The sequence below is a fragment of the Enterobacter cloacae complex sp. P47BA genome (assembly GCF_014930485.1).
Lineage (GTDB): Bacteria > Pseudomonadota > Gammaproteobacteria > Enterobacterales > Enterobacteriaceae > Enterobacter > Enterobacter bugandensis.
In genome coordinates this window covers 561,113-583,799 of the sequence record NZ_JADBRF010000001.1, presented here as the reverse complement: position 1 = coordinate 583,799, position 22,687 = coordinate 561,113, and the positions used below count along the sequence as shown (strand labels likewise).

The 22,687-nt window shown below is 55.7% G+C and carries 25 protein-coding genes; 8 read left to right on the top strand and 17 right to left on the bottom strand.

The window, feature by feature from the left end; all coding sequences use genetic code 11:
- Nucleotides 1–13 precede the first annotated feature (13 nt).
- Complete coding sequence (gene sodC, locus IM299_RS02715) at nt 14–532, top strand: superoxide dismutase [Cu-Zn] SodC (protein ID WP_028012900.1); 519 nt, start codon at nt 14–16, stop codon at nt 530–532.
- Here sodC and IM299_RS02710 read toward each other — a convergent pair.
- The 3 genes from IM299_RS02710 to IM299_RS02700 are packed head-to-tail and all read right to left on the bottom strand — an operon-like array spanning nt 511 to nt 3,643.
- Nucleotides 511–2,544 carry an FUSC family protein gene (locus IM299_RS02710; RefSeq protein ID WP_193357003.1) on the bottom strand — a complete coding sequence of 678 codons (2,034 nt, stop codon included), beginning with the start codon at nt 2,542–2,544 and terminating at the stop codon, nt 511–513. The two genes, sodC and IM299_RS02710, sit on opposite strands and share 22 nt — an antisense overlap.
- Nucleotides 2,544–3,404 (bottom strand): HlyD family secretion protein, encoded by an 861-nt coding sequence (locus tag IM299_RS02705; RefSeq protein ID WP_045261497.1) that lies wholly within the window; start codon nt 3,402–3,404, stop codon nt 2,544–2,546. Before IM299_RS02705 ends, IM299_RS02710 begins: the two co-directional genes overlap by 1 nt.
- 2 nt (nt 3,405–3,406) lie before the next feature.
- Nucleotides 3,407–3,643, bottom strand: a complete 237-nt coding sequence (locus tag IM299_RS02700; protein WP_028012903.1) for a DUF1656 domain-containing protein — start codon at nt 3,641–3,643, stop codon at nt 3,407–3,409.
- 186 nt (nt 3,644–3,829) lie between these two features.
- Here IM299_RS02700 and slyA point away from each other — a divergent pair, with 186 nt between their 5' ends.
- Nucleotides 3,830–4,270, top strand: coding sequence for a transcriptional regulator SlyA (gene slyA, locus IM299_RS02695; RefSeq protein ID WP_028012904.1), 441 nt, complete (start codon nt 3,830–3,832; stop codon nt 4,268–4,270).
- Nucleotides 4,271–4,307: 37 nt separating this feature from the next.
- Here slyA and IM299_RS02690 read toward each other — a convergent pair whose 3' ends face one another.
- Together IM299_RS02690 and slyB are read right to left on the bottom strand one after the other, a co-directional pair.
- Nucleotides 4,308–5,669 (bottom strand): GGDEF domain-containing protein, encoded by a 1,362-nt coding sequence (locus tag IM299_RS02690; protein WP_193357002.1) that lies wholly within the window; start codon nt 5,667–5,669, stop codon nt 4,308–4,310.
- Nucleotides 5,670–5,865: 196 nt separating this feature from the next.
- Entirely contained in the window at nt 5,866–6,333 is a 468-nt protein-coding gene (gene slyB / locus IM299_RS02685) for an outer membrane lipoprotein SlyB (RefSeq protein WP_028012906.1), read from the bottom strand.
- A 255-nt stretch (nt 6,334–6,588) separates the two neighbouring features.
- Here slyB and anmK point away from each other — a divergent pair, with 255 nt between their 5' ends.
- The 5 genes from anmK (at nt 6,589) to pdxY (ending at nt 11,171) form a co-directional block, all read left to right on the top strand.
- Complete coding sequence (gene anmK, locus IM299_RS02680; protein ID WP_193357000.1) at nt 6,589–7,713, top strand: anhydro-N-acetylmuramic acid kinase; 1,125 nt, start codon at nt 6,589–6,591, stop codon at nt 7,711–7,713.
- Nucleotides 7,714–7,806: 93 nt separating this feature from the next.
- On the top strand, nt 7,807–8,130 hold the full coding sequence (gene mliC, locus IM299_RS02675) for a C-type lysozyme inhibitor (RefSeq protein WP_028012908.1): 324 nt from the start codon (nt 7,807–7,809) through the stop codon (nt 8,128–8,130).
- 57 nt (nt 8,131–8,187) lie between these two features.
- On the top strand, nt 8,188–8,844 hold the full coding sequence (gene pdxH / locus IM299_RS02670; protein WP_028012909.1) for a pyridoxamine 5'-phosphate oxidase: 657 nt from the start codon (nt 8,188–8,190) through the stop codon (nt 8,842–8,844).
- Between the two features lie 125 nt (nt 8,845–8,969).
- A complete protein-coding gene (tyrS, locus tag IM299_RS02665) occupies nt 8,970–10,244 on the top strand; it encodes a tyrosine--tRNA ligase (RefSeq protein ID WP_028012910.1) in 1,275 nt (424 codons plus the stop codon).
- 66 nt (nt 10,245–10,310) lie between these two features.
- Nucleotides 10,311–11,171, top strand: a complete 861-nt coding sequence (gene pdxY, locus IM299_RS02660; RefSeq protein WP_041910326.1) for a pyridoxal kinase PdxY — start codon at nt 10,311–10,313, stop codon at nt 11,169–11,171.
- A 60-nt stretch (nt 11,172–11,231) separates the two neighbouring features.
- On the opposite strand, the gene gstA is transcribed toward pdxY, so the two are convergent.
- From gstA to blr, 12 genes are all read right to left on the bottom strand, one after another.
- A complete protein-coding gene (gene gstA, locus IM299_RS02655) occupies nt 11,232–11,837 on the bottom strand; it encodes a glutathione transferase GstA (protein WP_028012912.1) in 606 nt (201 codons plus the stop codon).
- Between the two features lie 105 nt (nt 11,838–11,942).
- Nucleotides 11,943–13,451, bottom strand: coding sequence for a dipeptide/tripeptide permease DtpA (gene dtpA, locus IM299_RS02650; RefSeq protein ID WP_028012913.1), 1,509 nt, complete (start codon nt 13,449–13,451; stop codon nt 11,943–11,945).
- A gap of 589 nt (nt 13,452–14,040) precedes the next feature.
- A complete protein-coding gene (gene nth / locus IM299_RS02645; RefSeq protein WP_042719087.1) occupies nt 14,041–14,676 on the bottom strand; it encodes an endonuclease III in 636 nt (211 codons plus the stop codon).
- On the bottom strand, nt 14,673–15,359 hold the full coding sequence (locus IM299_RS02640) for an electron transport complex subunit E (RefSeq protein ID WP_023617347.1): 687 nt from the start codon (nt 15,357–15,359) through the stop codon (nt 14,673–14,675). The genes nth and IM299_RS02640 overlap by 4 nt, the downstream gene beginning before the upstream one ends.
- Before the next feature lie 2 nt (nt 15,360–15,361).
- A complete protein-coding gene (rsxG, locus tag IM299_RS02635) occupies nt 15,362–15,982 on the bottom strand; it encodes an electron transport complex subunit RsxG (RefSeq protein WP_045261492.1) in 621 nt (206 codons plus the stop codon).
- A 10-nt stretch (nt 15,983–15,992) separates the two neighbouring features.
- A complete protein-coding gene (gene rsxD / locus IM299_RS02630; RefSeq protein WP_028012916.1) occupies nt 15,993–17,045 on the bottom strand; it encodes an electron transport complex subunit RsxD in 1,053 nt (350 codons plus the stop codon).
- Entirely contained in the window at nt 17,046–19,067 is a 2,022-nt protein-coding gene (gene rsxC, locus IM299_RS02625; protein WP_047368415.1) for an electron transport complex subunit RsxC, read from the bottom strand.
- Nucleotides 19,060–19,638: an electron transport complex subunit RsxB gene (gene rsxB / locus IM299_RS02620; protein WP_032640037.1), complete on the bottom strand. Its 579-nt coding sequence runs from the start codon at nt 19,636–19,638 to the stop codon at nt 19,060–19,062. The genes rsxC and rsxB overlap by 8 nt, the downstream gene beginning before the upstream one ends.
- Nucleotides 19,638–20,219 carry an electron transport complex subunit RsxA gene (rsxA, locus tag IM299_RS02615; protein ID WP_028012919.1) on the bottom strand — a complete coding sequence of 194 codons (582 nt, stop codon included), beginning with the start codon at nt 20,217–20,219 and terminating at the stop codon, nt 19,638–19,640. Before rsxA ends, rsxB begins: the two co-directional genes overlap by 1 nt.
- Nucleotides 20,220–20,295: 76 nt before the next feature.
- The gene (locus IM299_RS02610; protein WP_193050151.1) at nt 20,296–20,736 is read right to left on the bottom strand and encodes a DUF2569 domain-containing protein; all 441 of its coding nucleotides are present in this window, start codon (nt 20,734–20,736) and stop codon (nt 20,296–20,298) included.
- Between the two features lie 86 nt (nt 20,737–20,822).
- On the bottom strand, nt 20,823–21,038 hold the full coding sequence (gene ydgT / locus IM299_RS02605; RefSeq protein WP_013096896.1) for a transcription modulator YdgT: 216 nt from the start codon (nt 21,036–21,038) through the stop codon (nt 20,823–20,825).
- Between the two features lie 233 nt (nt 21,039–21,271).
- Complete coding sequence (gene blr / locus IM299_RS02600; RefSeq protein WP_168733269.1) at nt 21,272–21,397, bottom strand: division septum protein Blr; 126 nt, start codon at nt 21,395–21,397, stop codon at nt 21,272–21,274.
- A 241-nt stretch (nt 21,398–21,638) separates the two neighbouring features.
- Between blr and IM299_RS02595 the strand changes: the two genes are divergently transcribed.
- Entirely contained in the window at nt 21,639–22,679 is a 1,041-nt protein-coding gene (locus IM299_RS02595; protein WP_048956290.1) for an oxidoreductase, read from the top strand.
- Nucleotides 22,680–22,687 lie beyond the last annotated feature (8 nt).

The following is a 22,687-nucleotide window of genomic DNA, read 5'->3' as shown; positions in this document are numbered from 1 at the left end:
CAGCGGAGGTCATATGAAGCGTTTTACTCTGGCATTGGTCACGCTGGTTGTTTGCGCAGGGGCGCAGGCAGCCAGCGACGAAGTAGAAATGAATCTCGTCACCTCACAGGGTGTGGGTCAGTCCATCGGGACGGTGAAAATCACCGAGACCGATAAAGGGCTGGAATTTGCACCCGATCTTAAAGCGCTCCCGCCGGGCGAACACGGCTTCCATGTTCATGCCAAAGGGAGCTGTCAGCCAGCCATGAAAGAGGGTAAACCGTCGGCAGCGGAAGCAGCAGGGGGCCACCTTGACCCGCAAAATTCAGGTAAACATGAAGGGCCTGAAGGTATGGGACACCTGGGCGACTTGCCGGTGCTGGTGGTAAACAATGACGGTAAAGCCACGGATCCGGTCGTGGCCCCGCGGCTGAAAAAGCTGGATGAGGTTAAAGGCAAAGCGCTGATGATCCATGTGGGCGGCGATAACATGTCCGATCAGCCTAAACCGCTTGGCGGCGGCGGGGCGCGCTATGCCTGCGGCGTAATCTGATCCCCAATCGTTCCTGGCGGAGGCGCCTGTTCCAGCTGCGACAGCGAGCAGTGCAGGCGCCAGATTATCGAGGCCAAATCGCGGGCTGCGGGAAGATGATGCCGGGCAAGGGTGTCGCAGATCCGCTGCAGTTCAGCCAGCATGGCCTCCAGAGGCCGCTGCTGAACGCCGCGCTCGCTCATCACATCGCGTAGCAGAGAGATACACACATCACGTACCTGCGACAGCGGATCGGAGCGCGTTTCCCATGCGCGAAGCTGCCAGACCACGTGCGAGCAGTTCAACAGCACCACCCCCCAGCGCAGCAGCCAGCGTCGGGACAGCGCGTCCTGGCTATTATTTAACTGGCTGACGTGGTGATAAACCAGCGATTCATACTCGCTTTCTTGCAGATGCGGCTTGCGGCTGAGCTGGTCGACAAACCCTCTGCGCAATTCACGGATATGTCGACGGCTTTTGCGTGCGTCAGAGCCGGGACGCAACACCGCGAAGGCCAGCCACGCCAGCCCGACGCCAAGAATCTTTGCCAGGTTGTCATTCAGAAAAGCGGCGTAATCATAAACCGGCGGATTCGTCACGGAGATAAACGAGCCCATAAAGACAATCAGCTGCCCCCACAGACCCGCCAGTTTCGGCATTTGCAGCTTAAGGAGCTGCATCGTAGTTAACAGCGGAAACAGGAACAGCAGAAACTGCCAGAGATCGCTTATCTGTACCATCAGGCCAAACTTCACCACAAAACTGAACAGTGATAGCAAAACAAGCGTTCGCAGCAGCAGCGTAAGCGAGTTAAACGGCGAGGCCGCGACGGAGTAAAGCACGCAGCTGATAGCGGCAAGCGTTAACGCCGCCGAGCCTGACTCCCACTGCGTGGTAATGCTCCACGCCCCCACCAGCATCAGTGCGCTGAAGGTGCGAAAACCGCTCCACAGCGCTTCCAGATAATCGGTGTGACGTGCGAGAGCCGGGCTGCCGGGAACGGCGAACTCCGTGACCGGGGTAGCATTCTCTACCGCCTTAATCCAGCGGCTGCTGCGCAGGTATAGCCGACAAAAGTAATTCAGCCGCTGCCAGAAGGCGCGATGGCGGTAATCATATTCATCCACCGGAGCGAGCGGGGCGATGATCTTCGCGACGGTATAGATGTCCGCATCCGGTCGCGCGAGCGCCGCGAGCAGGGTTTCGATTACCGCGCGGGTGTTTTCTGGCGGTGCCGGCCAGTTGAGCAGCATTCGGCGCAGGCTGGAGATAGCGCTGGTCATGCGCAGCTGCTGGTGCAGCAAATAGTTAAGCAGCGTGTTCTGACGGCGAAAACGGTAATGGCTCCAGAACGCCTGAATTCGCAACAGATTCATGGTCAGGATCTGCCCGATAACCTTTTCATGCGCGAGGCGGATGTCATCGCTGGTATCCGGTTGCCACAGCAGGCTCGCATGTTCCAGCAGCCGGGTATGCATGGTTTTCAGCGCTGTGATAAGCGCGGTCCCGTCGGAGGTGCTGGGCAGGACCATCATCATAAATCCGCCGCAGAGGATCCCGACAATGACTTCGCAGACGCGCGCCTGTGCGATATCCCATAGCTCGGTGGTGTCGAGCACGTTGACGACCGGGAAGGCGATAATAGCGGCGGTATAGCCCGCCAGCTGGAAAGCATAGGCCACGTTATTGGTGAAATGGGCGCAGGCCCATGTACAGCATCCCAGCCATGCCGCCATGCTCAGCAGGAACAGCCACGGATCGTTCAGCGTGTGGCCCGCGATAATTAACGCCGCGGTGGCACCCAGCAGGCTGCCTGCGATACGGCCAAGGCTTTTGCTGATCACTCCGCCAACGGTCGGGAAACTCACCACCGCCGCGGAGGTCATCGCCCAGTAGGGTTCGTCCAGGTTCAGGTAATAGGCGACGGTCAGCGCCAGGCACATGGCAATGCCGTTACGCAGCGCGTAGCGCCACTGGGGGCGCGTCGCTTTCATCCACGGCGTGTTTTGCCAGGAGAGCGCCTGCAGCTTCATTAACGGGTTCCGATAGAGACAGTGCAGGTGGTGCCGGAAACCAGCGTGATGTCCTCGGGTAAACGGTCAAACTCCACGCGCACAGGCACGCGTTGAGCAAGGCGCACCCACGGTACGTTCGGCTTGATGTCCGGCACCAGCCCGGAATCCGTTTCAACGCTTTGATCATAAATGGCGCGGCCAATGCTGGAAACGTGACCCTGTAACTTTTGCGGGCCACTATACAGCGTTATGGCGGCGGGTGCGCCTTCACGGATATGACGAAGCTTGGTCTCTTCGAAATAGCCCACTACGTAGAACGAGTGGCTGTCGACGAGAGCAAAAACCGGCTGACCGGCGGTGGCATAATTTCCCACCCGGGCGGAGAGGTTGGTCACCCATCCGTCGACGGGGGCGGTGACCACGGTTTGGGTTAACTCCCACTGCGCCTGCTTCAGCGTGGCCTCAGCCACGTTGACGCTTGCCTGCATGGCCTTGACGTTAATATTGGCGGTATCTAAATCTTCCGCGGAGATGTAGTTTTTCGACAGGTGACGGCGGCGATTGGCCTCATTATTAGCCTTTGCAAGGTCAGACTGGGCTTTTGCCAGCTGCGCCTGGGCGTTCAGAATCGCAATGTGATACGGGGTGTCATCGATGCGGAATAACACCTCTCCCTTTTTAACGTACTGGTTATCCTTAACCAGCAGCGTTGTGATACTTCCCGACACCTGGGGGGTGATGCTGACCTGCTCAGCGCGAACTTTGCCATCACGGGTCCAGGGGGACTGCATATAATAATTCCACAACCACCATCCAGCAGCCAGGGCGAGGACAAGAACGAACAGGGTGGAAAAGTACTTCAGCGTTTTCAGAGGCATATTCACCACACGATCAGAACAGCAAGGCCCAGGCATACGGAGAGGGCAAACAGGGAGAGATCCATCAGCATGGGGTGCCAGATTTCGCCGGAGTACATCCAGTCGCGAAGCAGGCGATGCGCGATGAGCCAGAGAACAAAGCCCACCAGCACGGCTTTAAACAGAGGAGGAAAGTAGACTGACGCACCGAAGATCAGGTCCTGAAGGGGTAAACCTTCTGAGCGATGAAAAAAGATCACAGGCAGAAATCCTTTGCAGTGAACAGAATGCCGCGTTGGCTTGTCTGAGTATGAAGAAGCATCATAATTCAGTGTAAGTCATACTTTTGAGTCCGATGAATGCAGTATTGCATTTGTTTTGCCAATACAAATGCTGCACACTATTCTAAAATCAGTATAATAACTTAGCAAGCTAATTATAAGGAGATGAAATTGGAATCGCCATTAGGTTCTGATCTGGCAAGGTTGGTACGCGTCTGGCGTGCTCTGATTGACCATCGCCTGAAACCTCTGGAACTGACGCAGACGCATTGGGTCACGTTGCACAACATTCATCAGCTGCCGCCTGACCAGTCGCAAATTCAACTGGCTAAAGCGATAGGCATTGAGCAACCGTCGCTGGTGCGCACGCTTGACCAACTGGAAGAGAAGGGACTGATCTCCCGGCAAACCTGCGCCAGCGATCGTCGCGCCAAGCGCATTAAGCTGACGGAGAAAGCGGCGCCTATCATCACTGAGATGGAAGCGGTGATCACCAAAACGCGCGGTGAAATCCTTTCAGGCGTTTCACCGACGGAGCTGGAAATGCTCATCAGCCTCATTGCGCGCCTTGAGCAAAACATTCACGAGCTACAGTCTCGCGACTGACCAGACAACAAGGCCTTGCATCTGCAAGGCCTTGTTTTTACTTAAAGACAACGACGCGGTTACGGCCCGTCTCTTTCGCTTCATACATCGCCTTATCGGCACTTTCCACGCACGCTTCTGCGCTTACCGACGAAGAGGTTGCCGTAAACACCCCCATGCTGATGGTAATCGGCTCTGGTAACTGACCCTCGCTGCTAATTTTATCAAAACCGCTTAGCTTCAACCGAATGCGCTCCGCCACCTGATATGCGTCTTCTGCGGAGGTGTTTGCCAGCATCAGGACAAACTCTTCGCCGCCGATTCGCGCTGCGATATCCTGCGGACGTACGGAGTCCATCAGCAGATTGGCGACAAACTGCAGGACTTTATCTCCCTGCAGGTGACCGTAGTTGTCGTTGATACGCTTGAAACGATCGAGATCGCTGACGATAACCGAAACCGGGCGGCTGGGTTTGGCGATGCCCAGCGCCTGGTTTAACGATTCATAAAAATAGCTGCGGTTATAAAGGCGCGTGAGCGGATCGCGAATCGAATTTTGATACGACTGCTGATACTTCAAATGGGAGTCACGATACAACCTGAAGACATCATAGAGCAGCACAAAAATAATAATCAGCGTCGCGACGGTTTCAAATAAACGGGCACGATACCAGGATATATCTTCTGCATGTCCGCCTACCAACAGCATAGCGAGCGTGACGACATAGCAGACACACAGAAAATTACCGCCTACCCAGAACAGATTACGCACGCGCGTAATAAACATCAGCGTGGCTAGTGTCACGACCCAGAGAACGATTAATGAAATATTAATGCTGTGGCTCCAGAGAACCATAAACTGCCGCGTTTCATTATCAACCAGATCGAGGGATAAAAACGGGGAATGGCTGGAATACATCCAGGCCAGAATCACCATACATGCGGTAAAAAGAAATGAACCGCTAACGATGATGATATGCGCCAGCCGTGAAAGGGGCAGATTGCGCGTGGGATAAAGTAATGCCGAAACGATCATCAGCACCGCCATTAAGAGGTGGCGGAACATATAGTAGATCATTGCATCGTTGTAGTTCACAACGTTGAATTGATAGAGATCCAGCCACGCCGGAAAGCTGGTCAATGTTCCGACCATCAGCAAGGCCGAACCGGCAAAGGCAAATGAGATGGCAATCAGATAGAGCCGCCGCTTATCACACCAGTATTTCATTGCCATAAAACAGGCAATAAACAGGTGAAACACGAGTAAAAAAATGGTGAGTGTGGGGAACAAAAGAGGCGAAAAGGACGGAACACAGTCAACCAGTTTTGAAAATAAAGCCTGTAATATTCCGATGAAGACAAAGCAACCGAAACAGAACGAGATATAACGACCTTTTACAGAACGACTATTCGCAAGCATATAAAGTTATACAAATTAAAATAATTATGAAGAGATGATTGCGAAGAGTTTAATCAATTAGCACGCTAAATACTTTGCGCAGAAACAATATATGGCGCGTTTAATAATGTGTGGGATGAATGTATTCTGTAAATATATTTGTGAGAGTGATATATATTGTAAATGGATGTGGCCTGATGACCACATCCATTTTTAATTAACGCGGAGAAACGGTAACCTGGCTGCCGTTGCTCGCCAGCACGACGCGTTGACCCGCAGAGAAGCGGGTATTGCCCTGCTTCTGAACAACCATAATGGTGCTGCCGTCGTCTTTACGAATTTCCAGCTCTACGCCCTGGGTTTTGTTCATCGCGCCCTGAACGCCCTGACCCGCGACACCACCCGCTACAGCGCCCGCTGCGGTTGCCAGAGAACGGCCCGTGCCGCCTCCAACGGTATTACCCAGGAAACCACCCAGTACAGCACCGCCGATTGCGCCCATCACGTTGTTTTCATCACCACCCTGAATTTGTACAGGACGGGCGTTAACAACGGTACCGTAAGTCACGCTCTGAACCTGTTTTGCTTCAGAAGCGCTGTAAACGTCGCCAGACAGCGAGCTGTCGTTCACACAGCCAGCCAGGGTTAAACCAATCAGCGAAACGCCCAGTACACGTACAATCATTTGAATCTCCTGTTCACCAAAAACGCCCATCTGGAGGCATCCGTTATGGCTAAATTATATGGCATAAAGAGCCATAGTTCATATCTTTGCACTAACAATAAGAAAATTGTACTTGAATTTGACTTAACGAGACATAAACAGGAGCCACTCGCCATACCGGCAAGACATTGTTAAAAAATATTATCGTCGGATGGCAAAGGAGCGCTGTTTATGGTTGAGTGGATATCCTTAGCCCACGCAACGTAAGGAAAGCGCATGAAATCGGGTCGCTACATTGGTGTGATGTCGGGCACCAGTCTGGATGGGGTAGATGTCGTTCTGGCCGCCATTGACGAACATATGGTGGCACAGCAGGCGAGCCTGACCTGGCCAATCCCCCTTTCGCTGAAAGAGGATATTCTGAGCATCTGTCAGGGGCAGCCGTTAACCCTCTCCCAGCTTGGTCAACTTGATGTTCGGCTGGGGGCGCTGTTTGCGGATGCGGTGCAGGCGTTAATGCAAAAAGAACACCTTCGTCCCCAGGATGTGGTCGCCATCGGATGTCACGGACAAACCGTCTGGCATGAGCCGACTGGCGACGCGCCGCATACGTTGCAAATCGGCGATAACAACCAGATTGTGGCGAAAACGGGCGTAACGGTCGTCGGGGATTTTCGGCGCCGCGATATTGCGCTTGGCGGCCAGGGCGCGCCGCTGGTGCCCGCCTTCCATCAGGCGTTGCTGGCGCACCCTACAGAACGCCGCATGGTGCTCAACATAGGCGGGATTGCTAACCTCTCGATGCTTATTCCGGGGCAGCCCGTTCGCGGCTACGATACCGGCCCGGGGAATATGTTAATGGATGCCTGGATCTGGCGGCAGTGCGGTCAACCGTATGATAAAAACGCCGAGTGGGCGAGCGAGGGTAAAGTGGTTCTCCCGCTGCTGCAGTCCATGCTCAGCGACCCTTATTTTGCCTTACCGGCGCCGAAAAGCACGGGACGAGAATACTTCAACTTTGGCTGGCTCGAGCGCCAGCTTGCGCTGTTCCCGGCACTCGCCCCGCAGGATGTCCAGGCGACGCTTGCCGAATTAACGGCCGTGTCGATCTCTGAGCAAGTGCTGCTCAGCGGCGGCTGCGAACGCCTGCTGGTGTGCGGCGGGGGAAGCCGAAACCCGCTGGTGATGGCGCGTCTTGCCGGGCTGCTGCCGGGCACTGAGGTGACCACGACGGACGAGGCCGGCATCAGCGGAGATGATATGGAAGCGCTGGCTTTCGCCTGGCTTGCCTGGCGCACCATCGCCGGGCTGCCAGGGAATTTGCCGTCGGTAACCGGCGCGCGTGAGGCCAGCGTCCTCGGGGCGATTTTCCCTGCAAATCCTCGTCATAATCAGAGTTAACTGAAATTCAGCGCGGCGCCTCGTCGTTAGAATGGAATAAAACAGGGGGGCAGCCATGCCCTCCAGGACCAGGAAAGTCTTCGGAATACGCCCATGAAAAAACTTCTTCTTATTGCCGCGCCTTTATTGCTGTCAGGATGCAGCGTCTACAATCAGTTCCTTGAGCGCATGCAGACCGATACGCTGGAGTATCGCTGCGATGAAAAACCGCTGACCGTGAAGCTGAATAACCCGCGTCAGGAAGCCAGCTTCGTTTACGATAACAAGCTGCTAACCCTTAAACAGGGTATCTCGGCCTCCGGGGCGCGTTATTCGGACGGCATCTATGTCTTCTGGTCGAAAGGCGACAGCGCCACGGTCTACAAACGCGACCGCATTGTGCTGAACAACTGCCAGCTTGAAAATCCGAAGCGTTGAGATTTTTACAGGGGCGGCGCACAATAGCGCCACCCAATCTCAAGATCAGCTAACGCCATGTCAGATAACGACGAACTGCAGCAAATTGCGCATCTGCGCCGTGAATACACCAAAGGCGGCCTGCGTCGCCAGGATCTTCCCGCTGAACCCCTCGTGCTTTTTGAGCGCTGGCTGAAACAGGCCTGCGACGCGAAGCTGGCCGACCCAACGGCCATGGTCGTCGCGACGGTAGATGAAAACGGTCAACCGTATCAGCGCATCGTCTTGCTTAAGCATTACGACGAGAAAGGGCTGGTGTTCTATACCAATCTGGGCAGCCGCAAGGCGCACCACTTAGAAAACAACCCGCGCATCAGCCTGCTGTTCCCGTGGCATATGCTTGAGCGTCAGGTGATGGTCACCGGGAAAGCGGAACGTCTCTCGACCCTTGAGGTGGTGAAGTATTTCCACAGCCGCCCGCGCGACAGCCAGATTGGTGCCTGGGTGTCAAAACAGTCCAGCCGGATCTCTGCCCGCGGCGTGCTGGAAAGTAAATTCCTGGAGCTGAAACAGAAGTTCCAGCAGGGGGAAATTCCGCTGCCCAGCTTCTGGGGCGGCTTCCGCATTCCGATTGAGCAGATGGAATTCTGGCAGGGCGGTGAGCATCGCCTGCATGACCGCTTTTTATACCAGCGCGAGAATGGCGGCTGGAAAATCGACAGACTGGCCCCGTAATCCCCGAAATTTGTTGATTTAAGCGCTAGCGCACACCGCGCTTGCGCTTTATTCTATGGTCCTTTCGCATCAGGCGAAAAGTCGTGTACCGGCAAAGGTGCAGTCGTTTATACATGGAGAATTTGATGGCAAGCAGTAACTTGATTAAACAATTGCAAGAGCGGGGCCTCGTGGCCCAGGTGACGGACGAGGAAGCGTTAGCAGAGCGACTGGCGCAAGGCCCGATCGCGCTCTATTGCGGCTTCGATCCCACCGCTGACAGCTTGCATTTGGGGCATCTTGTTCCATTGTTATGCCTGAAACGCTTCCAGATGGCGGGCCATAAGCCTGTTGCCCTGGTGGGCGGCGCGACCGGTCTGATTGGTGACCCGAGCTTTAAAGCCGCGGAGCGTAAGCTGAACACCGAAGATACCGTGCAGGAGTGGGTGGATAAGATCCGCAAACAGGTTGCACCGTTCCTCGACTTCAACTGTGGTGATAACTCTGCCATTGCTGCTAACAACTACGACTGGTTTGGCGGCATGAACGTGCTGACCTTCCTGCGTGACATCGGCAAGCACTTCTCTGTTAACCAGATGATTAACAAAGAAGCGGTTAAGCAGCGTCTGAACCGTGACGATCAGGGTATCTCCTTTACCGAGTTCTCCTACAACCTGCTGCAGGGCTATGACTTTGCCTGCCTGAACAAGCTGCACGGCGTCTCTCTACAGATCGGCGGCTCTGACCAGTGGGGGAACATCACCTCCGGTATCGACCTGACCCGTCGTCTGCATCAGAACCAGGTCTTCGGCCTGACCGTTCCACTGATCACCAAAGCAGACGGCACCAAATTCGGTAAAACCGAAGGCGGCGCGGTGTGGCTCGATCCGAAGAAAACCAGCCCGTACAAATTCTATCAGTTCTGGATCAACACGGCGGACGCAGATGTTTACCGCTTCCTGAAGTTCTTCACCTTCATGGACATTGCAGAGATCAATGCGCTGGAAGAGGAAGATAAGAACAGCGGTAAAGCGCCGCGTGCCCAGTACGTGCTGGCGGACGAAGTGACCAAACTGGTTCATGGTGAAGAGGGCCTGGCCGCGGCAAAACGCATCACCGCAAGCCTGTTCAACGGTACGCTGAGCGATCTGAGCGAAGCGGACTTCGAACAGCTGGCGCAGGACGGCGTGCCGATGGTTGAGATGGAAAAAGGAGCTGACCTGATGCAGGCGCTGGTGGACTCTGAGCTCCAGCCTTCCCGTGGTCAGGCGCGTAAAACCATCGCCTCCAACGCTATCACCATCAACGGTGAAAAGCAGGCTGATCCGGAATACACCTTCGTTGACGGCGATCGTCTGTATGGCCGCTACACGCTGCTGCGCCGCGGTAAGAAAAACTACTGTCTGGTCTGCTGGAAGTAAGTAAAAGTCTCGAGGGGCGTGGGAAACCACGCCCTTTTTGTTTGTTCAGGGTTTGGTAAGAAAAAGATGAAGAACATCCTCGCCATTCAGTCCCACGTTGTGTTTGGACATGCTGGCAATAGCGCAGCGGAATTCCCGATGCGCCGCCTCGGCGCCAACGTCTGGCCTCTCAATACCGTGCAGTTCTCTAACCACACGCAATACGGCAAATGGACCGGCTGCGTGATGCCGCCTTCGCATCTCACAGAGGTTGTGCAGGGTATTGCGGATATCGACCAGCTCAAGCGCTGCGACGCCGTTCTGAGCGGCTACCTCGGCTCAGCGGAGCAGGGGGAACACATCCTCGGCATCGTCCGTCAGGTGAAAGCGGCAAACCCGGCGGCAAAATATTTCTGCGACCCCGTCATGGGACACCCGGAGAAAGGCTGCATCGTGGCGCCTGGCGTAGCGGAATTTCACGTTCGCCATGCGCTGCCCGCCAGCGATATCATTGCGCCCAACCTGATTGAGCTGGAGATCCTCTGCGAGCATCCGGTTAACAGCGTAGAAGAGGCTGTACGCGCGTCTCGCGAGCTGATAGCCCAGGGGCCGGAGATTGTGCTGGTAAAACATCTCGCCCGCGCAGGGCTGACTCAGGAGCGTTTTGAGATGCTGCTGGTGACGAAAGATGACGCATGGCATATCAGCCGTCCGCTGGTGGATTTCGGCACGCGTCAGCCGGTGGGCGTGGGTGATGTGACCAGCGGACTGCTGCTGGTGAAACTGTTGCAGGGTGCAACGGTGAGAGACGCGCTGGAGCACGTGACGGCAGCAGTGTACGAAATTATGATTGCGACGAAAGAGATGCAGGAATATGAACTGCAGGTGGTCGCGGCACAGGATCGTATCGCGAAGCCGGAGCACTATTTCAGCGCCACACGGCTATAATCGTCCAGAGTTCGTAGGCCGGGTGAGCGTCAGCGCCACCCGGCAACACAGACGCCTCGCTTAATTCAACCCTTCCGCTTTTAGCGCCGCGGCCACCGCTGGACGCTCCGCCACGCGCGCCATATACGATGCGATGTGGTCCAACCCTTCCAGGTTCAGCTTAACCGCACGCGCCCAGCGCAGTACGGTAAACAGGTACGCGTCGGCAATGGTGAAGCGTGAACCACAAATCCACTGATCGTCTTTCAGCGATTCGTTAACATACTGCAGCTTTTTCTCCAGCAGAGCTCGCACGGTCGGCTTGTACTCTTCCGGCGTATCCGGGCGGAAGAGGGGGGTAAAACCTTTGTGCAGCTCGGTGGCGATATAGTTCAACCACTCCAGCGTTTTATAACGTGCGACGCTGCCGGTAGGGGCAAGGAGCTGGCGATCCGGTACGTTGTCCGCCAGGAACTGCATAATCGCCACGCCTTCGGTCAGCAGAGTTCCGTCATCCAACAGCAGGGCCGGAACTTGCCCTTTTGGGTTAATCGCAAAAAAGTCATCCCCGTTTTCCAGTCGCTTTTTCATCAGATCAACGCCATCCAGCGTGAAATCTTTGCCGCTCTCGCGCAGGGTGATATGGGAAGCAAGAGAGCACGCGCCCGGTTTGTAGAACAGTTTCATCGGTAACTCCTTTTTGCTGAGGTTTCAGCTATGTTAGTGCGCGAAGGGACAAAAAAAAAGCCGCTAATCTCTTAGCGGCTTCTGTTCTGTCGTTTCTCTCAGATATCACGCGGTAGCGGTTTTGTTCGCTTCCGCCGTCTTGTCGTCGTCCTGAGTCATTCGATTCAGTTTCGGGGCGGTCAGCAGCATCAGCGCCGCGATAACCGCCGTAGCGATACCAATCTGCATGAACACGGTACCGTAGACGTTCAGGGAGAGCAGCGGATCGGTCACGTTTTCTGGCACAGCCATCAGGTTCGCGATCTTACCGGCGATGATCGCCGCACCGGCAGTGGTCAGGAACCAGCTACCCATAATGAAGCCCATCAGACGCTGTGGAACCAGCTGTGCAACCATCGCCAGACCCAGACCGGAGATCATCAGTTCGCCGATAGACTGCAGCGCGTAGCTCAGGATCAGCCAGTTAACGGACACGATACCGGCGTCGGACGCAAACTTAGTCCCCAGCGGCAGCACCAGGAACGCACCAGAACAGAGCACCATACCCACCGCGAACTTGTGCGGCATTGGCAGACGATCGCCCATCTTGTTATAGATTGCGGCCAGAATCGGGGAACCGATCATGATCCAGAAGGGGTTCAGCGCCTGGAACTGCTCGGGTTCGAATGCGATACCCAGGATAGAGTGCTCAACGTTACGAATAGCGAAGAAGTTCAGAGAGGTTGGCATCTGGCTGTACAGCACGAAGAAGATAATCGCTTCCAGCATCAGAATGAACGCCACAATCATCTTACGACGGGCTGCACCCTTCATAGCGAACGCTTCTTTTGCGAAGATGACCACGATGCCCAGCGCAACGACGCCCAGAACGGCACGAGCGATACCCTGGTTGTGCAGCAGCCAGGTGGCGATCGCCGCCAGGACGACAACGCCCACGATGGTAGCCAGCAGCTTGCCCATGTGGACAGGCTCGAAGTCTGGTTTTGAACCGTAGTCTTTCACCCAGTTGCGGCAGAACAGGAAGTTTACCACGGTGATCAGCATACCCACGAAGCTCAGCGCAAACGCCACGCTCCAGCCGAATTTCGCGGCCAGCCATGGGGTTGCCAGCATGGAAAAGAAGGAACCGATGTTGATAGACATGTAGTACATGGTAAATGCACCGTCCAGACGCGGGTCATCTTTGCTGTAGCAGGTAGAGAGCAGAGAAGACGGGTTCGCTTTGAACAGACCGTTACCCACGGCGATCGTAGCCATGCCCATATACACGACAGCGGCATCATGCCCTGACCATGCTACCAGTCCATAGCCAATCGCCAGAACAATGGCGCCCAGCATAATGACGCGCTTAGTACCCAGAACTTTATCACCCAGCCAGCCGCCGATAGCAACCAGACCGTAGACGAGGGCACTGAAGGAGGAGAACAGCGTGATGGAATCGGCTTCGGACATACCCAGCTGTTTTACCAGGTAAACCGCCATGATCCCTTGCAGGCCGTAGTAACCAAAACGCTCCCATAACTCGATAGAGAAGATGAGATAAAACGCTTTAGGTTGTTTAAAAGCGTTCAGACTCACGCTTTCATCTGTTGGTTTATTGTTTGCAGTCGACACATATACCTCTTTTTTTACATCCCATATTAACGGGGGTGTTCATAGCGTGATGGCCGTAGTCCATACGCCTTATAGTTATATTGGGAGGAGAAACGGCGGGTAATGTTCACTATCCTGCCCCATCTGGCAATACGTTTGTAATAATCTGTTACATATATCTGAGATGGTATAATCGTCGGTTCATGCAAATGTTATTCAGCGTTAAATTTTATAAGGTGAGTAAAGGTAGTTTTTTCGACTGCTTATGACCGGTACGGACCGGTGAATGGCGATATGTTCTGCTATTTGCCGCTTCTGGCAGTGATATAGCCCATAATCTGAAAAATCACTGGTCTTATCGTCGGTAAAAAAAGAAGGGTGTCTTGTCAGACAAAGGGTTTAGGTCGATTTTGACAACAAAAATACAACATGAAGTTATCAGGGTGATCGCGATCACAGATGTATAGAAATTTTTGGCTATGAAAAAACTATTAACCTGTTTAAGCGTTAAAGAACCGAAGAAGTGACAGGTCAGAGGAAACGAAAGGCGGACAAATAACGGTCAAAAGAAGCGTGCACCATCACCCTTCTTTTGATGTGGTAATAACGTTCAGGAATACACTTTTTCTTTGTATTCGCAGAGATCTTCGATAATGCAGGAGCCGCAGCGAGGTTTACGCGCAATACACGTGTAACGACCGTGCAAAATCAGCCAGTGGTGGCAGTCAACCTTGAATTCGGCAGGAACCACTTTTAACAGCTTCTCTTCTACCTGCTCGACATTTTTCCCTGGGGCGAAGTTGGTCCGGTTTGAGACGCGGAATATATGCGTATCAACGGCGATGGTCGGCCAGCCAAACGCGGTATTGAGCACAACGTTCGCGGTTTTACGCCCCACGCCCGGCAAGGCTTCCAGCGCGGCGCGATCTTCCGGTACTTCGCCTCCGTGCTGTTCCAGCAGGATCCGACAGGTCTTAATTACGTTCTCGGCTTTGCTGTTAAACAGGCCGATGGTTTTGATATAGGACTTCACACCTTCCACGCCCAGCTCCAGCATGGCCTTCGGCGTATTGGCGACCGGATAGAGCAGGGCAGTGGCTTTATTGACGCTCACGTCGGTCGCCTGCGCAGAGAGCAACACCGCGATCAGCAGCTCAAACGGGGAGGTAAAATTCAGCTCCGTCGTCGGGTGCGGGTTCTCGTCCCGCAGACGGGTCAGGATCGCAATGCGCTTTTCTTTATTCATGAGGCCTTCTCGGGTGTCCCTTCCAGAACGCTGCGCTCAGCCGCGCGGCGCTTACGTTTCTCATCAATCAGGTATTTTATTGCCAGCATCATGCCGAGGCCAATAAACGCGCCGGGCGGCAGCATCGCCAGCAGGAACGGCGTATCGGTGTGAAACACCTCAACGCGCAGCGCTTTAGCCCAGCCGCCCAGCAGCGCATCTGCGCCGTCGAACAGCGTACCGTTGCCGAGGATTTCACGCAGCGAGCCCAGCACGAACATGGCGCACGTGGCGCCCATGCCAATGGAAAAACCATCCAGCGCCGACATGGCCGGGCTGTTTTTCACCGCGAACGCTTCCGCACGCCCGACCACAATACAGTTGGTGACGATAAGAGGAATGAAGATCCCGAGCGACTGGTACAGACCAAACGCGTAGGCGTTAATCAGCATCTGGACAATACTGACCACCGACGCAATGATCATGACGTAAATCGGAATACGAATTTCCGACGGCGTCCAGCGTCGCAGGGCAGAGATGGAGAGGTTGGTCAGGGTCAATACCAGCGTGGTTGCCAGACCCAGACCGAGCGCGTTGGTGGCGGTGGATGTCACCGCCAGCAGGGGGCACATACCCAGAAGCTGTACCAGCGCGGAGTTGTTCTTCCACAATCCCTGGACAATAACCTCTTTAACCTGGCTCATGATTACTCCTCACAGGCCGGAAGATTGTTGATCTGCGCGGGCAGCGTTTCAGCGTACAGCCCGGCTCGTTTTACGGCGTTTACCACCGCCCGCGGGGTGATGGTCGCCCCGGTGAACTGGTCAAACTCGCCGCCGTCTTTCTTCACCGCAAACGCGGTGTCATCTTCACCATGGATCACTTTACCGGCAAAGTGCAAAATCCAGTCGCTCAGACGGGTTTCAATTTTGTCGCCAAGACCCGGCGTTTCATGATGTTCCGTCACGCGGGTGCCCAGGATGGTACCGGAGAAATCGCTGCCCACGAGCAGCTGAATGGCGCCGGAATAGCCGTCAGGCGCGGTTGCTTCCATCACCGCGCCGACCGGTTTATCCCCTTTGCGGGCGATAAAGAGGCGGTGCGGGCCTTTCCCAAGCTGCGGCGCGTCTACCACAAAGCAGCTTTTTTGCAGGTCATTATCGTAGAAATCGGACGGGATCACCTGATCGAACAGCGCCTTTTGCTGCTTCGAGGCCTGTTCTTCGATGGTCGTTTTGGTCAACGCATTAACCAGTGCCGTCAGCCCCGTCAGGACCGCGGCGAAGACAGCCAGCGTGACGCCGTGTTTTTGCATCGTTTTTAACATGGCGAAACCCTTAGCGATGGCCGTACACGCGCGGACGCGTGTAATAGTCGATGAGCGGAACGGTAATGTTGGCGAGCAGGACGGCAAAGGCCACGCCGTCCGGGTAGCCGCCGAAGCTGCGGATGAGCCAAACCAGCAGGCCAGCCAGCGCGCCGAAGATCAGGCGTCCGCGGTTAGTCGTTGAGGCCGTCACCGGATCCGTCAGGATAAAGAAGGCACCCAGCATGGTCGCGCCGGAGAGCAGGTGCATCTGCGGGCTGGCCAGGGATTCAGGAGAGAATACCCAGCCCAGCGTGGCGCAGACCGCCAGCGTTACCAGGAAGCTGACCGGAATATGCCAGCGGATGGCCTTCTGCTGCAACAGGAACAGGCCGCCCAGCAGATACGCCAGGTTGACCCACTGCCAGCCCGCGCCCGCCAGCACGCCGCTGTAGATGGCGGACTTCATGATTTGCTCAACGCTGTGCCCGGCGTGCAGGGACGTTTTAAACGTATCGAGCGGCGTCGCCTGGCTGATACCGTCCACGCCCATACGCAGCGCGTTCATATCAGCACCCAGCGCCGTATGGCCGGTAAAGATCACCTGCAGAGCATCCATAAAGCCGGGCACCGTGGCTGCAATCTCGTGCGGTGGCAGCCAGCTGGTCATCTGTACCGGGAAGGAGATCAGCAGCACTACGTAGCCAATCATCGCCGGGTTAAACGGGTTATGACCGAGGCCGCCATAGAGCTGTTTGGCAATAATCACGGCAAACACGGTGCCGAGCACCACCATCCACCACGGGGCAAGCGGGGGAATGCTGATGGCCAGCAGCAGGCCGGTCAGCAGCGCGGAGTTGTCGGCCAGGATGCGGGAAACCGCCATCTTGCGCAGCTTCAGCACGAGGGCTTCCGCCGCGACGGCGCTGGCGCATCCAAGAGCTATCTGGAACAGGGTTCCCCAGCCGAAAAACCAGCACTGAACGGCAATGCCCGGCAGCGCCGCCAGGCAGACCAGCATCATGATGCGCGAGGTCTGGCGCTGATTGTGGGTGTAAGGGGAACTTGCGATTCTGAAAACCATTTAATCCTCGTTTACGGCTTGCTGTGCGGCTTTCTTTGCCTGAACGCGCGCAATGGCGGCGGCGACGGCGGCCTTGCGCGGGTCATCGTTGGCGGCCTGCGGCTGCTCTTCCTGCTGTGCTGCTTTGCGCGCTTTGGCGCGGGCAATCGCCGCTTCAACGGCGGCTTTACGTGGGTCGACCGGTGCTTCAGGTTCTGCGGCTGGCGCCTGCTGCGCTGCTTTGCGCGCTTTGGCGCGGGCAATCGCCGCTTCAACGGCAGCTTTACGCGGATCGACCGGTTCCTGTTCAACCACCACAGGCTGCTCCCCGGCCTTGCGCGCTTTGGCACGGGCAATCGCCGCTTCGACGGCGGCTTTGCGTGGATCGATTTCAGCTTCCGGCTGCGCCGCTTGCGCTTTTTCCGCCTGACGGGCGCGGGCCGCAGCTTTACGCGCTTCGCGGGCGGCAATCGCTTCGCTGTTATCCGGTTTTTCACCGGCCTGGATCACCAGCGTCTGGGCGGCACTGGCTTTTTTCTCGCGAACGCGCGCCAGTGCGGCGTTGATTGCATCCTGATCTTTCCCGGCAGGCTGAACGGCGGCCTGCTTATGTCGCTCCTGACGAGCCATCTTCTCACGTTCGAGACGCGCCTGACGCGCTTCGAAACGTGCCTTGGCTTCCGCGGCGCGTTTTTCTTCCATGGAGATGGCATAAATCTCGGCCTTCTCCTGGCGGAAGTACTGCACCAGCGGAATGTTGCTTGGGCAGACCCAGGCGCAGGCGCCGCATTCGATGCAGTCGGCCAGGTTATGGGCTTTCGCCTTGTCGTGCAGCTGGCCTTTGCTGTACCAGTACAGCTGCTGCGGGAGGAGATCCGCCGGGCAGGCATCGGCACAGGCGCTGCAGCGGATGCAGCCTTTCTCTTCCTGCTCCTCCCCCATTTCGGTTGGGGAAGGGGCGAGCAGGCAGTTGGTGATTTTCACTACCGGAACGTCGAGCCACGGCAGGGTAAAGCCCATCAGCGGACCGCCCATGATCACCATCTGGTCGCTGGCCGGGCAAAATTCAGCCTGTTCCAGCAGATGGCGCACCGGCGTGCCGAGGCGCGCCCAGACGTTACCCGGACGAGAGACAGACTCTCCGGTCAGCGTTACCACGCGCTCGGTCAACGGCTCGCCGTCAATCACCGCACGCTTGACGGCGTAAGCGGTGCCGACGTTTTGCATCAGCACGCCGATATCCGATGAGCGTCCGCCGTGCGGGACCTGCTTGCCGGTGAGGATTTGCGTCAACTGCTTTGCGCCGCCAGAGGGGTACTTGGTCGGAATAACGCGCAGGGCGATATCATGGCTACCGGCCAGCACGGCGCGCAGCATTGAAATAGCCTGCGGTTTATTGTCTTCGATACCGATCAGCACTTCCCGCGGCTGCAGAATGTGCGCAAGGATGCGGATGCCTTCCACCACCTGGGCGGCGCAATCCTGCATCAGACGATCGTCGGCGGTGATGTACGGCTCGCATTCGGCGGCGTTGATAATCAGCGTCTGAATCTTATCGCCACCGCCGCGCAGCTTGACGCCGGTCGGGAAGCCCGCGCCGCCAAGCCCGGCGACGCCGAACTGATGAATACGCTCGATGAGCGCTTCGCGGCTCTGGCTGCGGTAGTCGCTCCAGCCGTCACGGTCAATCCAGCGATCTTCGCCGTCGGCTTCAATAATCACGCTCAGTTCTGACAGCGCGGACGGATGCGCCACCGTATGAGGGGCAATAGCCACCACTTTCCCGGAAGTAGGGGCGTGTACCGGCAGCATACGTCCGCGTCCGAAGGTCAGCGGCTGACCGCGCAGCACCGTATCGCCTTCTTTCACGCACAGCTCGCCCTCAGCGCCAATATGCTGCTTGAGCGGCATGACGTAACGCGTCGCCAGCGGAATTTGACGCAGCGGCGTGCCGTTGGACTGGGTTTTCATCTCTGGCGGATGGATACCGCCGTCAAAGTCCCAGATCTTCTCTTTTCTGAAAGCAGAAAATAACTTAAGCATGTTGTTCCACAGGAATATTGCGAACCGGAATGGTTTGAAGATCCCACTTCCAGCTTTCGGTAGTCGTTTCAACCGGGCGCAGCTCTATACATTGCGTCGGGCAGGGGGCCACGCAGAGGTTACAGCCGGTGCAGAGATCCGCCACAACGGTGTGCATGGCGCGCGTTGCGCCAACAATGGCGTCGACCGGACAGGCCTGAATACATTTGGTGCAGCCGATGCAGTTTGCTTCGTCGATCACCGCGAGGGCACGGACCGGCTCCTGGACTTCCGCATCGCCATCAACGGGCTGCGGATCGACGTTAAGCAGGGCGGCAATTTTCAGCATCACCGCTTCGCCGCCGGGCGCACAGCGGTTAATTTTTTCACCCTGAATGCCTACCGCTTCAGCGTAAGGGCGGCAGCCCGGGTAGCCGCACTGTCCACACTGACTTTGCGGCAAAAGCTCATCAATTTTTTCAACAACAGGATCGTCCTCTACCGCGAAACGGCGGGAGGCGTAGCCCAGGATAAGGCCAAACACCAACCCCAGGACGCTGATAGAGGCGATGGCAATCCAGATAGCACTCATTACAACTTCACCAGACCACTAAAGCCCATAAAGGCCAGAGACATTAAACCCGCGGTCACCAGCGCAATGGCATTACCGCGAAATGGCGCAGGGATATCCGCTGCTGCCAGACGTTCGCGAATCGACGCGAACAGCACCATAACGAATGAGAAACCGACAGCGGCGGAGAAACCGTACAGCGCCGACTGCATGAAGTTATGGCCAAGGTTGATGTTCAGCAGCGCCACGCCAAGCACCGCGCAGTTGGTGGTGATCAGCGGCAGGAAGATACCCAGCAGGCGATAGAGCGCCGGGCTGGTTTTACGCACCACCATTTCGGTAAATTGCACCACCACCGCAATGACCAGAATAAACGCCAGCGTGCGGAGATAGATTAACCCCAGCGGAATGAGGATCCAGGTGTCAATCAACCACGCGCAGATAGACGCCAGCGTCATGACGAAGGTCGTCGCAAGCCCCATGCCCATCGCCGTTTCCAGCTTTTTGGACACGCCCATAAACGGGCACAGACCAAGGAACTTCACCAGAACGAAGTTGTTAACGAGCACGGTGCCGACAAAGAGCAGTAAGTAATCGGTCATTATTTAGCCTGAAATAAAAAAGCCGCCTATTATCGGACAAACCGGGGCAGGCGACAACAGGTTATCTGTAAGGTTATTACGGGTTCACGAAGGTGTTTTTCACACGCGATGAACGTTTGAAATAGGGCACCAGCAGCGCCGCAGCCAGTAACGGGAAAAGCAGCTGGCGGACAGCAAGCGCGTCTGATACGGGCGAAAAAGCAAATGCCTTCACCGCCAGCAGAACCGAAATGAGCAGCCAGATAATGTAGTGCTTAGGCACACTCTTGCGGCGCTTAAAGAAGGCGATAGTCAGCCACAGGGTGTAGTACCACATCCCAATCGCGAAAACGAACGACACAAACCACATCGCTATATTCAGCACGCTTTGCGACATCAGGGTCTGAATAGCGTGAGGGGTAATCAATGCGGTGGTATAAAGCAGCAGCGCAAGCGATGCGCTTAATAAGGCAACCAGCAGCCATGCCAGTGGGGCGATTAACCAGCCTCCGATGCGTTCTCCAGGCGTTGCGGTCATGAACTCTCCCATTATCTGCGCGAAATGTTGTACAGCCAGTTTGCAGGGCGGAGAGTATATAACATTTCGCGCGGATGGCTACTTTCTTATAAAACGTAACGCCATACGGACTTCGGCACCTCGCCGACGTTGAACAAGCGTCCGCCGGAGACCAGCTCCGCACGGCGATGGTCAGCGGCGCGATACATATTGATAATGTCCTGATTATCCGACAGGGTGTAGTTCAGATGGTCAAACAGTTTTTCCAGGCTCTCAAGCGAATTGATCTTGCGAAATTTTAATAAATAGTCCTGAACTGTCATATTAATAATTTTCCATATAAAAGTGAGTAATACCAGTTAAGGTAATTCGGTCGAATAATAAACGGATTAATACAGACGTAAACAGCCCACTCAGATAACGCGACGAAATTAGGAGTTTTCTTTGCTGAAATTCAGGCACCGAAGGTGATGCCTGGAAGAGAAGGTTAACCGCGTTCACCAGGGCTGGCAATACGAAACTGACACATTATGTCACTCTTTAAAGCAGCAACCGGTTACTTAGGATGGGTGACGGCAGCAGGCTCCGGCGGCTGGTAGTTATCAATATGGCTGGCTACGCCGAGCAAAATGACCGAAACCCCAAGAACAATCCATCCCGCTAATTCAATGATTCGATTAATAATTGATGCCATGATTCACTGTTGTAATTTATCCATAAATACAGGTCGCAAATGTTACAGCGCTGTTTCTCTGACGGCAAGCGCTTTGGGAACGATTCCCTTAAACAAAATCAGAAGGTTAATACTATGTAACAAAAATAGCCGGTACAGCCTGCTATTTTAAGCGCCATGGCTCATTATTAATGAGGGCAATGCCAGAAAGGCCAGTATGAAATAAGAAACGCAAAAGGAGGACAACACGATGAGTGATAACATCCGCGTCGGGCTTATAGGCTACGGGTACGCGAGCAAAACGTTTCATGCGCCTCTGATAGCCGGAACGCCGGGAATGGCGCTGGCGGCGGTATCCAGCAGCGACGCCGCCAAAGTCCACGCTGACTGGCCCGCAGTGCCGGTTGTCTCCGAGCCTAAACACCTTTTCAACGATCCGAATATCGATTTAATTGTTATTCCCACCCCGAACGACACGCACTTCCCGCTGGCGAAAGCCGCGCTGGAAGCCGGGAAGCACGTCGTTGTTGACAAACCCTTCACCGTGACGTTGTCACAGGCGCGTGAGCTGGAGGCGCTGGCAAAAAGCCTGGGCAGAGTGCTGTCCGTTTTCCATAACCGCAGGTGGGACAGCGACTTCCTGACGGTTAAAACGCTTCTTGGGGAAGGCACGCTAGGAGAGATCGTTTTTTTTGAATCGCATTTTGACCGCTTCCGTCCGCAGGTGAGAAACCGCTGGCGCGAGCAGGCCGGTCCGGGCAGCGGCATCTGGTACGATTTAGCCCCGCATCTGCTGGACCAGGCCGTGAATCTGTTTGGGCTGCCGGTGAGCATGACAGTCGATCTGGCCCAGCTCAGGCCCGGGGCGCAGACAACCGATTACTTCCACGCGGTGTTGAGTTACCCGCAGCGGCGGATTGTGCTGCACGGCACGATGGTCGCGGCCGCGGAATCTGCCCGCTATATCATCCACGGCACGCGCGGGAGCTACGTGAAGTTTGGCCTCGATCCGCAGGAAGATCGCCTCAAAAACGGTGAACGTCTGCCGCAGGAAGACTGGGGCTATGATATGCGCGATGGCGTCGTGACACGGACGGAAGGTGAGGAGCTGGTTGAGGAAACCTTGTTAACGATCCCGGGTAACTATCCGGCTTATTATGCTGCCATCCGCGATGCGCTTAATGGAACGGGGGAGAACCCGGTTCCGGCCAGCCAGGCGATTCAGATTATGGAGCTGATTGAGCTGGGGATTGAATCTGCCAAACATCGCGCCACGCTCTGTCTGGCATAAGTTTTAAA